The organism is Shewanella piezotolerans WP3, from assembly GCF_000014885.1.
Classification (GTDB): Bacteria; Pseudomonadota; Gammaproteobacteria; order Enterobacterales; family Shewanellaceae; genus Shewanella; species Shewanella piezotolerans.
Map to the genome: position 1 here is coordinate 3,864,640 of NC_011566.1, position 14,525 is coordinate 3,879,164.

Genomic DNA, 14,525 nt, shown 5'->3' on the forward strand with positions numbered 1-14,525 from the left:
TCTAGCAGATTAAGGGGTAATTAATACTACCTTACAATTACCCTTACTTTCCGAAGTGCAATTTGCAGCAGACTGTAATTAGAGGCTAATAGCTAATGCAATGGAGTAGGTATCTAGTCAGAAAGTTAAGCTATTAACGTTAGGCTAATATTTAGCACTACCAGCACAAGTATCCATTACATTAGGGCTGGGTAATAATAGAATGAAAAGTTACCCTTGCAAAGCCGAATGAGTGGGGAGTAAGCCACACTCACTCAACCATGTGTAGTTAGCTGCTACTCACCAACACTATGATTAACAAGTGTAGGTTTCAGTAGATTTTCATGCACAGGGCAGCGATGGCAAACAGTATCCAAAAATAGACTTTTCTGCTCATCGTCAAGCTGAATATCATTCATTTGAGCATCCATGACTACGATAACATCTATCAATTTGAAACCAACAGGATCCTCAGAAGGTTTACCGAGTAACCCAGCAGTATTAAGTTGTGCTTTCATCGACACATTAAACTGTTGCAGATCTATTTTTTGCTCTCTAGCAACCATTTTGGCTATGGTTGAAATACAGCCAGCCAATGAGAAAATGAACGTCTCTAGTGGGTTAGCTCCTTCATTGCCGCCGGTTGGCTGATCAATGATAAGCTGATGCTCTCGAATGTCCGCCGTCACTTTCCAACCTTCCGACATGTGTGTATTTACTTCAATAGTCTTGTTCGCCATTTTTACACCACTCCATTAGATTTATTTCAATGAGTTATTCTAATAGATTTACTGGCAAAAACTCAAATTAGTCTCACAGTTTTAACATTCAACTAAAAGTCACTCGATTTCACTGATTGTTACGCTAGCGCCAAGCACTGTTTATGTCACCGTTGAACGTGCAAGCAGTCATTGAAATCAACCACAGCAAGTGGTTTGCACTTAGGTATGTTAAACTGGTGCGACTTTTATCAATATTTATCATTAGACCACAATAAACATGCCCTCGACTAAATCAGTACAACAGAGTAAAACCTTTAACTTTCCGGTACAGATCTACTATGAAGATACCGATTTTTCTGGTGTTGTGTACCACCCTAATTTCTTAAAGTATTTTGAGCGTGCTCGTGAACATGTGATTGGTGCTAAGAGCTTAGCGAGTTTATGGGATGAGCATGACTTGGGTTTTGCAGTTTATCGCAGTGACATGCTTTGTCATGACGGCGTAGAGTTTGCTGACATTATCGATATTAGAACTCGTTTCTATTTTGAAAGTAAATATCGCACAGTTTGGCAACAAGAAATCTGGCGGCCTAACGCTAAAAAGCCTGCAGTAACGGCACAAATCGAGATGATATGTATGAACAAGAACCGTCAACTTTGTCCAATGCCTCAGATATTAATCAATCGACTTGGCGAAGCATTTTCAGAGCCTGTTACTTTTTAATTAACGCGACTAGATAACTGATGACAACTTCGGCCACTTAACCTCGAGTTCGGCCGGAGTCAGCGGCTTTGCAAACACATCCCCCTGAATTTTATCTACGCCCATTTGAACAATTATCTGTTTAACTACCTCCGTTTCAACGCCTTCCACAGTAACCTTAAACCCCAAACCTTTTGCTAAACGAATACTGGTATCCATAATGTGTTTTGCTTGCGGATCGGTTTCTAGTCCTTCAACAAAAGCTTGATCTATTTTTACTTCGTCAACGGGTAAGTATTTCAAATATGCGAGTGAAGAATGGCCTGTACCAAAGTCATCAATAGCGATATCAACCCCAATACTGCGTAATCGATTAATAGCAAGAACAGCACCATCAATATCTTCCATCAATTTACTCTCTGTGAGCTCTATTGACAGTGCATTAGCAGGAAGTTGGTACTTGAATAACCTAGCTTCAATCTCTTGAATAAGCGCCTGGTTCTTCAAATCTTGAGTCGATAAATTTACAGCAACTTGCAGCTCGAGCCCCAATTCACGCCACTTAGCCTGTTGAATAACAACCTGATCAAGCACCCATTGGCTAATTAAATCGATCATTCCGGCATACTCTGCGAGCGGAATAAACTCAGCGGGAGAGATATTGCCTAAAGTTTTGTGTTGCCAGCGCATTAGCGCTTCAACTTGATTACACCCTAGTGGCTGAAAGTTTTGTTTAGGCTGATAGACCATATAGAGCTCGCCGTCCTGAAGCGCTTTGACTAAGCTATTAATAATCGATACTTCACGCAACTGCACCGCGTCATCACCAAGTTCATAATGAGCAATGGTTCTATCGAGCTGTTTAGCTTTTTTAAGGGCTAAATCTAACCGGCGCAACATGGTGCTGATGTCACCATGAAAACGCTCCAGCCCCAAATGACCAACCTGAACTCTAACTGTAATAGGACTTTCAAATACACTATAGGGCTGTTGCAAATACTCAATAAAGGTATCAAGCTCAGTCTCTGTTATTCCATCTGGAAAATAGATCAGAAACTCGTCTTCATTCATTCTAGCGATAGCAGAACTAGAATGGACATCCACTTCAATCCTGTTAGCAATTTGCTTTAGCAATTCATCACCAAAACTAAATCCAAAAAGGTCATTCACATAACGGAATCGATATATATCAAGTAAGACTAAACTTCCCTGCTTGAGCGGCATCATGCTAGCCAACTTTTGCTTCATGCTTAAGCGATTGCTTAGCCCGGTTAATTTATCGAATCCAGCTTGATGCAATTGCTGTTTTAATTGAGAAACCATCTCCTCAACTTGCGAGAGTGATTGTGGCGAACTCTCTAATGAAACATTAAGCAGATAAGGTTCATCTGAAGAGTGACTTACCGACGAGTACAATTGCTTGAGTTGGCGCCGGCAAAGCAGAAACCGCCAAAAAGCGATAGCCAAAAGCAGCACAAGTACCATACATGCGATCGAGAGTAGCTCAACGTTATCCATTCAATATAACTTTAACCGTTATCTGCCTAGGCATTTTAATCGCCTGTTCCTCATGAATTTGATGCTGTAAGGAAACCTGATGTTATTCATTCTAAAGCTGCCTTATACCAATTGCATTAAAAGTTTGACCATTCAGCGGAAATTCAAAACGCTGTAGGCAAGTAGTGGAATTTGAGCTAATAGTTATTCTCGGCTCTGGCATCCTGCTTCGCTCTACCTCCTAAATCCATTTAGTCGTATATCCAAATCCCATAGTGAAGCATACAGCGTTTGCCAATTTGTTTAACCTCAGCCGCACTACGTGAGCCCCTCAGTCTTTCCACTTCTGCTTTGCATTGGCTTAAAAGGAAATAACCATTTCTTTACCAATGCGCTTTGAATTGAAAAGGCTGAGGGGCTCTGAACTGGTCAAATACTTAATGCAATTGGTATTAAACTATAGCCTAGCCTTTAATAAGCCGCTTACTCATAACTCGCTTTAATTGAGTAGTAAATCTCTAGAAATTCATCACTTGCTAACTCTGAAGGAGATACTGGGATTGCTTTAGCGCTAAAAACTGCCAACCTAGCCTCTAACTCATTACCCGACCGTAGCTCGCCGGTATATAGTGCAGCCGCGCGAATAAAGTCAAGATAACCCACCTCTTCGCTGGTGTAAGACAGGTCCGCCCAACGCTCAACAACTTCCATTACGCTTGGTGAAAAAGCCCAGTTTTTAAGAACAGCACGACCTATAGGGCCTTGCAATTTACGCACTAATAAACGTAACTGTTTAACATCATCAACTAACTCTGGGTGAGCCTCGACTTCAGTCAATACAGGTAAAGCCCCAATATTATGCACTAAGCCTGCAAGTGTCAGAGTATCAGCATTTAGTCCACTATTAGGATGCTTGCGGTTATAGAGTTGCAACAAAGCGACCGCGGCGGAGGTGACATCAATTGAGGTTCGCCATACCTCATCCATCACTTCCCATACCAACTCATTGGTTGAAATAAAGAGTTGCTCCATCGCAATAGAGGTCGCTATCGTCTTGATTTGGCCAAGCCCAATTCGACTAATCGCAGCATTGACGGTAGCAGCTGGGATCCCTCGTGAATATATAGCACTATTTGCCACTCGAATAATTCGTGCTGAAATAGCAGGATCTTGCCCAATAATATCGGCAACATCTTTTAGGCTAGTGTCGTCGCGACCTACGACCTCTTGTACCCTCATAGCGACCTCTGGCAAGGTCGGTAATACTAATGAATCTGCCTTTAACTTTCTCAACAAACCAACTAATACTTGATGCTCTTTTGACATCTTTACTCCCTATATTATTCGTATTAATTTGCGGCTGGTCGAGTATATACCCAAGCCTCTTGAAAGTGCAGGTTTCAATGTTGTTTGAGCATAGAAACGTGCAAAAGACCAGCACAGGGTTAATACTTATACCGATGCAACCTGAAGATGCAGGGTTCAGTATGATGGATAGACACCCAAGCAGTTAAATTATATAGCGGCTAAAAAAGAAGATTTATTAAGCGAAAATTGCAGAAGCAGTCACAAGATTTGAAGATAAACAACTTGTTTGGCGACATTAACGCTTAATATAAGCATACCTGCGCCTTGCATTAGTCCCCTTGCATTAAGTAAAATGCGCGACCGTTTGCCTAAACCTTACCCGTTAACAGAGAAGTTATTATGTTTAAACCTGAGCTACTGTCCCCAGCCGGAACACTTAAAAATATGCGTTACGCCTTTGCCTATGGCGCTGATGCAGTTTATGCAGGTCAGCCAAGATACAGTCTTCGCGTGCGTAATAACGACTTCAAAATGGAAAACCTTGCAGCAGGTATTAAAGAGGCGCATAGCTTAGATAAGAAGCTTTATGTGGTGAGTAATATTGCCCCGCATAACGCTAAACTAAAAACCTATATCAAAGATATGGAGCCTGTGGTGGCTATGCAGCCAGATGCACTGATTATGTCTGATCCAGGTCTTATCATGATGGTCAGAGAAGCTTTCCCAGATCAAGTGGTGCATTTATCGGTACAAGCAAACGCTATCAATTGGGCCTCGGTTAAGTTTTGGGAGTCACAGGGTATTAAGCGTGTCATTCTATCTCGTGAACTTTCTCTCGATGAAATTGAAGAGATCCGTCAACGCTGCCCAGACATTGAACTGGAAGTGTTTGTCCATGGTGCATTGTGCATGGCGTATTCAGGCCGCTGCTTACTCTCTGGCTATATTAATAAGCGCGATCCAAATCAAGGGACTTGCACCAACGCTTGTCGTTGGAAATATGATGTTCATGAAGCAAAGCAGACTGACACTGGCGACATTATTGCCGTTAACCCAGACGTGCAAATTGAAACGCCAACATTAGGTGCTGGCGAGCCTTCAGACCAAGTGGTTCTATTACAAGAAGCCGGTAGACCAGGCGAATACATGCCAGCATTTGAAGATGAGCACGGCACTTACATCATGAACTCTAAAGATCTGCGTGCTATTCAGCATGTTGACCGCCTTACAAAAATGGGGGTTGACTCACTAAAAATTGAAGGACGTACTAAGTCTTTCTACTACGTTGCGCGTACAGCGCAGCTATATCGTCAAGCGATAGAAGATGCAGCATCGGGTAAAGACTTTGACAGAACATTAATGCATAACCTTGAAGGACTAGCGCACCGCGGTTACACCGAAGGATTCTTGCGTCGTCACGTGCATGATGAGTACCAAAACTATGATTATGGCTACTCCATTAGCGACACCCAACAGTTTGTCGGTGAGTTTACAGGTGTTCGTAACGAAGCAGGCCTTGCAGAGGTTGATGTAAAGAACAAGTTTCTAGTCGGCGATAGTGTCGAAGTGATGACTCCACAGGGGAACTTAACCATTAAAGTTGATAGCCTAATCAACCGTAAAGGACAGAGCGTTGAGGCGGGTCTAGGTTCAGGACACTTTGTCTTCTTAGACGTACCAGAGGGTGTTGAACTGGATAAAGCGGTATTACTGCGTAACCTGCCACAGGGGCAAGATACCCGTAATCCACATCAACCTACTGCTTAATAAACTTATAAACAAGGCGCTAGCTTTAGCCTGATATATTAATTACGCAGTTTTTATCACAGCGTGTAAAAGGTCCCATATCAGGGACCTTTTTAATGGCTGAATGTCTAAGACGAGCTTTTTATTATAGAAAAAATCGAGCTCTTAAGCCCAGAACCCAAGTGTTTTCTTCGGTTGAAATTGCAGGATTATCTATATACTGAATATTTGGAGTAAGCTGAATAAACTCACCAATAGTCATGTTGTAATACAATTCAGAGGTAAACTGCTTCTTATCTGCCGCGCCATATGCCTTCGCTAAGTTGTCATTCACTTCGCTAAAGTTAATCGCAAAACCCAAATTATTGTTCTCCGAAAGCAATCCGAAATAACCTAGTCCTATAGTGAGCGATTTATCATATAGAGCGACGTCCCCTTCTGAGAACCCAGCGCGAATAAAGGGCATAAATCTAGGTGTAGCAAAGAAGCTCGCAGAAAAATTTATCCCATGGGCGTCTTCGGTTTGCGTTAAGTTATGCTGTGTCTCCCCATCAATATGCCATACCGTCATATGAACATTGTCGGTATAGATTTGATCTTGTGAAGCTGTCCAGCCTAGTTCAAAACTACTAAAAAACTTGTGATCATTAAAAAGTGTGTTAAAACCATCACTAGGCTTATCCGATCTTCCTTTAGCATCGGCAACTCCCGCAATAATATAAAGGCTTTCATTCAACATATGACCAACAGCGACACCTAATACACCGTCATCGGGTAACCCTATTGCACCTGCACCGGTGCTAAAAGCCAAGTTGGTAAACCCTGTCCACGGACTAGCTAAAGCATAGGTATCAACATAGTCAGATGTGTCCAAATATCCCGCAATAATCGCGGTATTTCCTTCGTTAAACTTTTGTTTCCAGTAGAGGTTCGTTAATCTTCCCCCCTGATCACTATAGGCAGACCCTATCATGCCGATATAACCCAGGCCGGGATCAATAAAGCTAAACTCTTTTGGTGAGCTATCGGTATATCCATGTCGGTGCTCAATTTTCCAAACGAGCCCACCACGATTAACAGATTCAAGTCCTATAAGATCCCAAGCACCGTATAAACGCACGACGCCACCAGCAGCTTTATCCTCGCCACCTTGAGTAGGGCTAGATGCCGATAAGCCTAACACCTGATAATCCAAACCAAATGTAAACTGGTGATCTTTTTCTAACAGCTCACGCCAACTTTGTTTCGAGCGTTTATTCTCTTTAATCGTATTTTCAACAGTGTTGGGACTACCAAAGTTGGTCTCTGCGCTGACCCTAAACCCTAAAATAGCAAGCAAGACTATTAAAGGGTACCCCATATATCTCTGTTTACTACCGAGCATAAGTAACCTCACACTTTAGTGTTGATGACGATGAGATAGCGAAGTGTCAGCATCCTGTCGTTGGTGTTTACTTTGTGCACTATAGTAGTGCTCTATGCTTACCCCTTCCATCATGTAACCCATAGTGACAGGCATTTCCCCATCGACCAGTTCCACTCGTTCCGTTCTCAAATCTGCTTTTATTGTGCCTTCGACCCAAACAGGGTATTGCACATTATTGACTTCAAAACCTTGGGAGTATTGCAGTTTTATAACTTGATTAGCCGCAGGCGGAGGCATATGAATACACGCACCAGCATGGGGTAAAAACAAGAATTCAACAGCTTTAATCCCTGCAAATTTAATCGGTACCACAAACCCAGATAAACGCACTTTTTGTCCATTCAATGTCGTATTTAGAGATTCGGCTTTTCGTTGTTCAAGCATCATATAGTTTGCTCTTGCTTGCAGAGCAATATCGGCATCAATACCCTGTTTTTTCAGTGTGCTCTTAATCTTGTTCACATCAGCTATTGATGCCTCGTCGGTTTTACTTTGCAGCTGTAATACATAGCCCAGCATGCGCTTTTGAGTGTCATTAACTTCAGGCAGTATAACTCTTGGTTCATTGATAGCAGGCGCTAATGTCGACCATTCCAAAGATTCATATTCTGCTGCGGCGGAACCGCTCAACACACAAAATAACAATAGTCTTTTCATCATGACTCCTATAACAAGACAGCCTGTAAGGGCTGCCTTTTGGGTTTCTAGCTAGGCACGGTTGCTCTTTCGAGCTTTGCTTTTGTTCGAAAGAGCAATAGCCCCTAATATCTACAGTGTATTTTTGTAGATAACGCCATCTTTCATAATGACTTTCATTGTTTCAATACCATCACGCTTAGGCGCATCAAACCACTTCTCATTAGCGCCGATAACTGAAAGATCTTGCAGTGGATTACCATCAACTAATAGAAGATCGGCATAAGCTCCCTCCTCAACGACTCCGAGTTTACCTTCGTAGTAGGGATCGAGAACCTCCCCCGAAAGTTTAACGATTTCACCATTAACCGATGTCATCGATAACAATGTGTAGTGGTTGCCAAGGAATTTCCCACTCAGATAAATTGAGTGATCAGATTGTTGCTCACAAGCCGCTACTCCCCCAACACAGTCAACATGAAAACCAAGCTTGGGCTGATACTTGTTTACATTATCAATATAATTACCAAACGCTGCTTGAGCAGTTTTAGCTTTCCGTGCCGAAGCTGGATTCGAGTTAATAGCCTCAATTTGCCCCAAATAAGGTGAAAATGCGGTCATATTAGTCGTCATGTACGCATCGTTTTTCTTCATTGCTTTGTAGACATCCTTATCAAACATAAACGCATGCTCTAGTGTTTTCACACCCGCTTCTAAGTTACGTAACAGCGAAACCTTACTGTAAGCATGAGACATAGCATAAGAGCCATAAGCATCAGCAACCTCGACGGCTGCTTCAAGCTCCTCTAATGAATACGCGTTCAGCTGCCAAGGATCAAATGAGGAGGCAACACCACCACTAGACATCAACTTAATTTGTGTCGCTCCCTGCATATAGTTTTGTCTGGCACATGCTTTGATATCCCCAATGCTGTCAGCAGTGCAGCTCATCCCTAAGCGCCCGCCGGAAGAGTTACGCCCGTAAAAGGATTCGTTCGGTGTCGTGAAGTTACGAAAATCAGCGTGGGAACCCGTAGGACCAATGAATGCGCCAGATGGGTAGATTCTAGGACCGATCAACTCACCGCTATCGATCGTTTTTTTCAGTCCAGCTCCCATGCCTCCAGCATCACGCCATGTCGTAAATCCGGACATCAATGCTGACTGTGCACGTGCAGCTGAGCGAGCAGCTAACTCCTCCCAGTTACGATTATTCTCAATATCAGGCAGAGAGTTACCATTCATCTGCAAATGTCCATGTCCCTCGATAAGCCCAGGCATTAAGGTCATTCCTTTGCCATCAATTACCGCAGCACCCGGTGCTGAAATAACTCCATTAGAGATCTGATTAATTTTATTATCCACCACTAATACTTGATAATTTTCAAGGAGCTTATCCTGCTTACCGTCAAACACGTTTACGTTAATAAACACGGTAGAAGCTGCCTGAACAGAAACGGCGATTGAACATGATAGAGCAATAGCCGATAGCTTTAGAGACTGATATTTCATTATTGACACCTTAATCGTCCGAGCGCAGTGAATGTTTCACCTCGCGTAATATTCAATACTAAGTAAGCGTTATTAAAATGAATCAAATTGGTAGCCAGTTACGAAAAATAACAATTATTTAACACCTTACAAGTTAGAACGAATATTATCATGTTGCAAGATTAACAATTTGCCATTTGACGACAGTAGAGTCATTTGTAATTTAATACACTCGAACGAAGGCTTTTGCTGTAAACCGCGGTTCATTTAGCGAATTGGTGTGAAATAGAGCCTAAATTCACACAAGAGCAATCTGCTATCGAGGATAATATTGGCTTAAGAGGAGCGACATTGTGTGCCTCAAAGCTCAGAAAAGATGTTTAAATCTCAGCAAAGATTGGAAGCGATAGTACAGTGCAGGCAATGTGGTATAATTAACAGCTGCTCGGTATAAAACTGGCCAAGCAGTACTAACAACACTTTTTATCCCCATCAAATAGGCACTACCAAGCAATGGCATTATTAATCGACGATAGCTGCATTAACTGCGACATGTGTGAACCTGAATGTCCAAATGAAGCTATTACCATGGGCGAAGAGATCTATGAGATTGAACCGCTACTTTGCACTGAATGTAAAGGCCATTACGACAAACCAACTTGTATTTCAGTTTGTCCTATCGATTGTATTGCCGTCGACCCAGACAACAAAGAATCTGATGAGGAGTTGTTAGTAAAATACCAAATAATTACCGGAAAAACGATTTGATACCAGTAGTATCAGCCAGTTATTTAAGTAAAAAAGGCGCCTAGGGCGCCTTTTTATCGTTAGTCAACGCTTGTTAACTTCCCATCCTTATCAAACGGCCAATCAATTCCTAACCAGGCTTTAAGGAATGCCTTCTGAGCACGGTTTGGCTTAGCAACGCTACTAATCGCCATTTTGCCGCTCTTCTGTTCGCCTAGTGTCAGTTTGACCTCTTTTAGTCTGTCATTACTAAACAAAGTCAGGGTGATCTCTCCACCAGCTTTAAAGTCTTTGATACGAGAGTCAAAACCTGCAGCAGTCACTTTTAAGCCATTAACAGCAACGATTTCATCGCCAAGCACGATACCTGCATTCCATGCTGGCCCGTTGCGTAATACGCGTGACAATATCAAACTATCTGATGCCAGCGTCACCCCAACAAAAGGCTCTGATTTCGCGTCCTCGCCATAGCCTACAATTAATCCAGCTTGCTTCAGCATAGACTCAAAATCTAAACTTATAGGAGAATTAACATGCTGCTGCCACCACTTCTCATAGCTTGTTCCAGACACTTTTTTCAAGATGCTCTTCACATCTTCAATGCTATACCCCGCAGGAATACGATGCGATTGGTACAGCTCTCGATGAACGTCTCGATATGAATGCTTTAACTTAGTTTCACTTAGCAATGAAAAATCAAGCGCTAATGATGTCAAATAGCCTTCAGAATAAATATTGGTGCTGTGGTTTACAGCATAATCGCCACCAGTACTTGCCCATTGGTTGGCACTTGCACTGGCAATTGACTGGATCTCTCGCCCTGGCGTTTGTTCGCTTTGCGCGACTCTTTTGGCTAAATCTTCAAAAAATTCTTTTGCGGTTATGACACCTGCACGCAACAGCAATTGGCTTTGAAAGTAACTGGTAGAGCCTTCCGCTATCCAAAGCAATTGTGTAATCCCTTCCTCTTGGTAGTCATAAGGCACTAACCCTTGTGGACGGTAAGCTTTGACATTCCAGGTATGAATAAACTCATGGGAAGCCGTCTTAATAAAACCAAGATAATCTTTACGATCGCGGTAGCTGAAGCGTGGACGCTGAATAATGGTTGAGTTCAAGTGTTCGGTAGCGCCACGAGCTCCGCTGGTTGCATGTACCATGTAAACATATCGTTCGAAAGGATAGTCGTCCCAAATGACCTCTGCTTGGCCACTTAGTTTGCTCAAATCTTCAACCATCTTATCGATGTCGTAATTACCTTCCCCCCAAATAACCAACTCATATTGCTTACCGTCAGCCTTAAATTCTCTATGTTCGCTGATCCCAGTTTCTATTGGAGAATCAACCAAAATATCGTAATTAGCAGCAGCAAAACTATGCGCAGTTTGTCCTTTATCCATACCAGAGTAACTATTCCACTGGGTAGGTACTGACAAACTTACATTGATAGGTTCGCCTCTAAATTCAGGGCTGTAAACAAATGTACCACTCGCATCAAGAAATGCATGGGATGCATCAATATGGTTGACTCTTTGACCTAGTTTATTGGCGTACAATTGATAAGAAACCGTCACCGCCGTTGGCTTATCAAGCGCAACTGTCCACTCTCCACTTGCTGTTCTTGTCCATGGGAGCTCACTTCCACTTGCATCTTTAGCCTTAAAAAGCCTTACAGAGTCGGCCAGAGGCAACACTTCGTACTTACCTGTTCGCCAAACTGGAAGATTTACCACTAGCGCAGATGATGATGTTTTAGGAAAGCTTACTTCGACCTTAGCTAAATGATGTTCAGGATTAAGTAAATCTATTGTGTAATCAACGTCTGCAATCGCTGCTGGAGAAATTAATGCGCTAAAAGTTAATATTAGGGGGACTACTGGTTTCACTCTCGCTTCCTTCTGTTATTATTGTTTTTTTAATTAAGCCGAAAAGTATAACATTTTGCTTAATTACACCAATTAAAATAACAAAAATATTTAGCTCCTTAGCAGATGCTTAGAGCAAGGAATTACGTTCCCATGCGAAGTTTGTTCACCCTCTTTTTCATAATATTATCATTTTCCCTGTGCCAATCCGCTTATGCGATAAGCCGAGATGCTGTTGCAACGGAACGGGAATTTAGAGAATATCCAAATAAACTACGCCAATCAGTCAATAAAAACCTGCCTATTATTCCCGAATTTACCGATGAAAATGAACTTCGTCAGTTTGCAGCTCAAAAAGGTGTTTCTGTCGCTGAAGTAGAGCAAGAATTACGCTTGCTAGCTAGGTTATCACTCGATCTATCATCTAAAGACAATGCGCGATATATAACAGCTAAGAAAATCATTGAACAGCTCGAACTGGTAGCTAAAAGTGACTTTGATAGAAGTTACGTGCTGATGTTAAATGGTCGCTACACAGGCAAAAACAAACAGGACTTTAAAGCTGCAATTGAGCTATATAAGCAAGCAGCCAATGAGTTGTCAGCAGCTAGAAATATCAAAGAGCAAGTTTTGCTGTTCACCATCTATGAGAACTTAGGTGTACTCCATATGATATTGCGGCAAAAAGAGCCCGCTCTTCAGTATCTAATAAGCTCAAGAGATGTTGCGCTAGAGCTATCTGATCCCTATATGCGTGCTCATGCAGAGTCTGTACTTGGAAAGTACTATTACAAACAGAAAGGATTTGGAAAGGCGCTATCACATTACTCTGAAGCCATTAAACATACTAAGGCAAAGGATAATCCGACCCAGGATGCTCATATACAACTGCAACTTGCACGGGTTTATCGAGAGCTGAAGTCCTGGGATGATGCAATACTTTACGCTACTGGCGCGTCCGATATTTATCAACGCCTTGGCAAAGAAACATATGTATCTTCAGCGATGACTGTCATGGCAATGATTTATGCTGAGCAAGGGCAATGGTATAAAACCATTGACTACTACTTAAATGCTCAACAAATTGACGCTAAACTTGGCAATTATATGGCCCAGGCATTGAACTTTCATAACCTCGGCGAAGCTTATTACAAAATAGAAGACACTAAAAACGCGCTATCACATCTACTACGTGCCAGTGATATCTTTGAATCGCGCAACAGTAACCATTACCTAGTTTACAATCATCTATTACTTGCTCAGGTTTATAGCAGCCTCTCAGAATGGGAGCAGGCTTTAACGTACGCCAACTCCGCCGCCAACATAGCCGATAATATGAAACTGAGTGATGAGCATATCGAAGCATTAAACTATAGCGCTACGGCTTTAGAACAACTGGGTGACTTCAAGACGGCTTATCAACATATTAAAAGAATATCGACTCTGCAAGCCAAAGATACCCATGTAGCAAATGATGAAGATCAGGCAAAAACACTATTTCAGCTGCAAAAAATAAAGCTTGAACAGAGCCAAACTAAGAGCGACCTACAAAAAACAAAAGATGAGCTATCAAACAGTCAGCTAGTCCTTATTCTCACTTTGTTAACATTATCTTTAATGACGATGCTATCTCTATATCTATGGCGTATTAAGAAAACCTTAAGAACAAAATTTGTTAAGTTGGAGAGAAGTAGCCTATTAGACCCGTTAACCCAAACAGCTAACCATGCCGCCTTTATCCGCGACTTTGGCTACTATAGCAATACCTTTAAGACGCTCGCTTTAATATCGTTAACGGATCAGCTTAACTCTGACCTCGCTCAAGGGTATGAATGTAATACCAAAATGAATAAACAGCAGCTAACCGCCCTGTCTAATGACTTAGGATGCATTATTTACTTCATTCGCCCTGGAATTTTTCTGCTTAATTTCGATATTAACGTTAACCCCGAGACGCTATTAAGCAATGTTAGAAATAGCTTACATGATAACTATGGCGATACGAGCTTACACATGGGATTGGTCAGTCTGCCTTTGCTGACCAACCCAGCGCTTAAGCTTTCTGCAGAGCAACATTTTGGCGCTTTGCAGATGATGCTATCGGCCGCAGTTACCCTTGGCAGTGATAAAGACTATTATGTAACATTAAAACCGCTTAAATTTGCATCATCAGGTATATTTGTCCCGCCGCTATATCTCAATATTGAGAAAAGTATAATACGTGGCATCATCAAAATAGAGACCAATGGCCATAAGAGTGATATTGTTTGGCCAAGGTGGAAAAGTCATAAAAATGTCAACTTGAGCACAGAGTTAGATTAATCAATCTCATGTAAAGCCAATTTGCATTTAAGTTACAGGGAACTACTGTTAAAATAAATATACATTTAGCCTTCAAAAACAAC

At 41.9% G+C, this 14,525-nt stretch carries 11 protein-coding genes; 4 read left to right on the plus strand and 7 right to left on the minus strand.

Features of this window, described 5'->3' with window-relative positions; translation table 11 throughout:
- Positions 1-275: 275 nt before the first annotated feature.
- Positions 276-719: an OsmC family protein gene (locus tag SWP_RS16275; protein WP_020913687.1), complete on the minus strand. Its 444-nt coding sequence runs from the start codon at positions 717-719 to the stop codon at positions 276-278.
- Positions 720-978: 259 nt separating this feature from the next.
- On the opposite strand from SWP_RS16275, the gene SWP_RS16280 reads away from it, so the two are divergent.
- Positions 979-1,425 carry a thioesterase family protein gene (locus SWP_RS16280; protein ID WP_020913688.1) on the plus strand — a complete coding sequence of 149 codons (447 nt, stop codon included), beginning with the start codon at positions 979-981 and terminating at the stop codon, positions 1,423-1,425.
- A 9-nt stretch (positions 1,426-1,434) separates the two neighbouring features.
- Here SWP_RS16280 and SWP_RS16285 read toward each other — a convergent pair whose 3' ends face one another.
- Positions 1,435-2,922, minus strand: coding sequence for a putative bifunctional diguanylate cyclase/phosphodiesterase (locus tag SWP_RS16285; protein WP_020913689.1), 1,488 nt, complete (start codon positions 2,920-2,922; stop codon positions 1,435-1,437).
- Positions 2,923-3,384: 462 nt separating this feature from the next.
- Positions 3,385-4,227 (minus strand): HDOD domain-containing protein, encoded by an 843-nt coding sequence (locus SWP_RS16290; protein WP_020913690.1) that lies wholly within the window; start codon positions 4,225-4,227, stop codon positions 3,385-3,387.
- Between the two features lie 381 nt (positions 4,228-4,608).
- On the opposite strand from SWP_RS16290, the gene trhP reads away from it, so the two are divergent.
- Positions 4,609-5,976, plus strand: a complete 1,368-nt coding sequence (gene trhP, locus SWP_RS16295; RefSeq protein WP_020913691.1) for a prephenate-dependent tRNA uridine(34) hydroxylase TrhP — start codon at positions 4,609-4,611, stop codon at positions 5,974-5,976.
- Between the two features lie 124 nt (positions 5,977-6,100).
- Here the strand turns inward: trhP and SWP_RS16300 are convergent, their stop codons facing one another.
- The 3 genes from SWP_RS16300 to SWP_RS16310 form a co-directional block, all read right to left on the minus strand.
- On the minus strand, positions 6,101-7,315 hold the full coding sequence (locus tag SWP_RS16300) for a carbohydrate porin (protein WP_044556008.1): 1,215 nt from the start codon (positions 7,313-7,315) through the stop codon (positions 6,101-6,103).
- Positions 7,316-7,354: 39 nt separating this feature from the next.
- Positions 7,355-8,041, minus strand: a complete 687-nt coding sequence (locus SWP_RS16305; protein ID WP_048908473.1) for a DUF3299 domain-containing protein — start codon at positions 8,039-8,041, stop codon at positions 7,355-7,357.
- Positions 8,042-8,149: 108 nt separating this feature from the next.
- Positions 8,150-9,529: a metal-dependent hydrolase family protein gene (locus SWP_RS16310; protein WP_020913694.1), complete on the minus strand. Its 1,380-nt coding sequence runs from the start codon at positions 9,527-9,529 to the stop codon at positions 8,150-8,152.
- 492 nt (positions 9,530-10,021) lie between these two features.
- Between SWP_RS16310 and SWP_RS16315 the strand changes: the two genes are divergently transcribed.
- The gene (locus tag SWP_RS16315) at positions 10,022-10,276 is read left to right on the plus strand and encodes a YfhL family 4Fe-4S dicluster ferredoxin (protein ID WP_020913695.1); all 255 of its coding nucleotides are present in this window, start codon (positions 10,022-10,024) and stop codon (positions 10,274-10,276) included.
- Positions 10,277-10,335: 59 nt separating this feature from the next.
- Here the strand turns inward: SWP_RS16315 and SWP_RS16320 are convergent, their stop codons facing one another.
- On the minus strand, positions 10,336-12,141 hold the full coding sequence (locus SWP_RS16320) for a M61 family metallopeptidase (RefSeq protein ID WP_020913696.1): 1,806 nt from the start codon (positions 12,139-12,141) through the stop codon (positions 10,336-10,338).
- 132 nt (positions 12,142-12,273) lie between these two features.
- On the opposite strand from SWP_RS16320, the gene SWP_RS16325 reads away from it, so the two are divergent.
- On the plus strand, positions 12,274-14,442 hold the full coding sequence (locus SWP_RS16325) for a tetratricopeptide repeat protein (protein WP_020913697.1): 2,169 nt from the start codon (positions 12,274-12,276) through the stop codon (positions 14,440-14,442).
- Positions 14,443-14,525: the final 83 nt, after the last annotated feature.

Excerpts from the sequence above, each read along its gene's own strand:
- SWP_RS16325 (WP_020913697.1), top strand. The coding sequence starts at position 12,274 with ATGCGAAGTTTGTTCACCCTCTTTTTCATAATATTATCATTTTCCCTG.
- SWP_RS16305 (WP_048908473.1), bottom strand. The coding sequence starts at position 8,041 with ATGATGAAAAGACTATTGTTATTTTGTGTGTTGAGCGGTTCCGCCGCA.
- SWP_RS16300 (WP_044556008.1), bottom strand. The coding sequence starts at position 7,315 with ATGGGGTACCCTTTAATAGTCTTGCTTGCTATTTTAGGGTTTAGGGTC.
- SWP_RS16315 (WP_020913695.1), top strand. The coding sequence starts at position 10,022 with ATGGCATTATTAATCGACGATAGCTGCATTAACTGCGACATGTGTGAA.
- SWP_RS16290 (WP_020913690.1), bottom strand. The coding sequence starts at position 4,227 with ATGTCAAAAGAGCATCAAGTATTAGTTGGTTTGTTGAGAAAGTTAAAG.
- trhP (WP_020913691.1), top strand. The coding sequence starts at position 4,609 with ATGTTTAAACCTGAGCTACTGTCCCCAGCCGGAACACTTAAAAATATG.
- SWP_RS16280 (WP_020913688.1), top strand. The coding sequence starts at position 979 with ATGCCCTCGACTAAATCAGTACAACAGAGTAAAACCTTTAACTTTCCG.
- SWP_RS16275 (WP_020913687.1), bottom strand. The coding sequence starts at position 719 with ATGGCGAACAAGACTATTGAAGTAAATACACACATGTCGGAAGGTTGG.
- SWP_RS16285 (WP_020913689.1), bottom strand. The coding sequence starts at position 2,922 with ATGGATAACGTTGAGCTACTCTCGATCGCATGTATGGTACTTGTGCTG.
- SWP_RS16310 (WP_020913694.1), bottom strand. The coding sequence starts at position 9,529 with ATGAAATATCAGTCTCTAAAGCTATCGGCTATTGCTCTATCATGTTCA.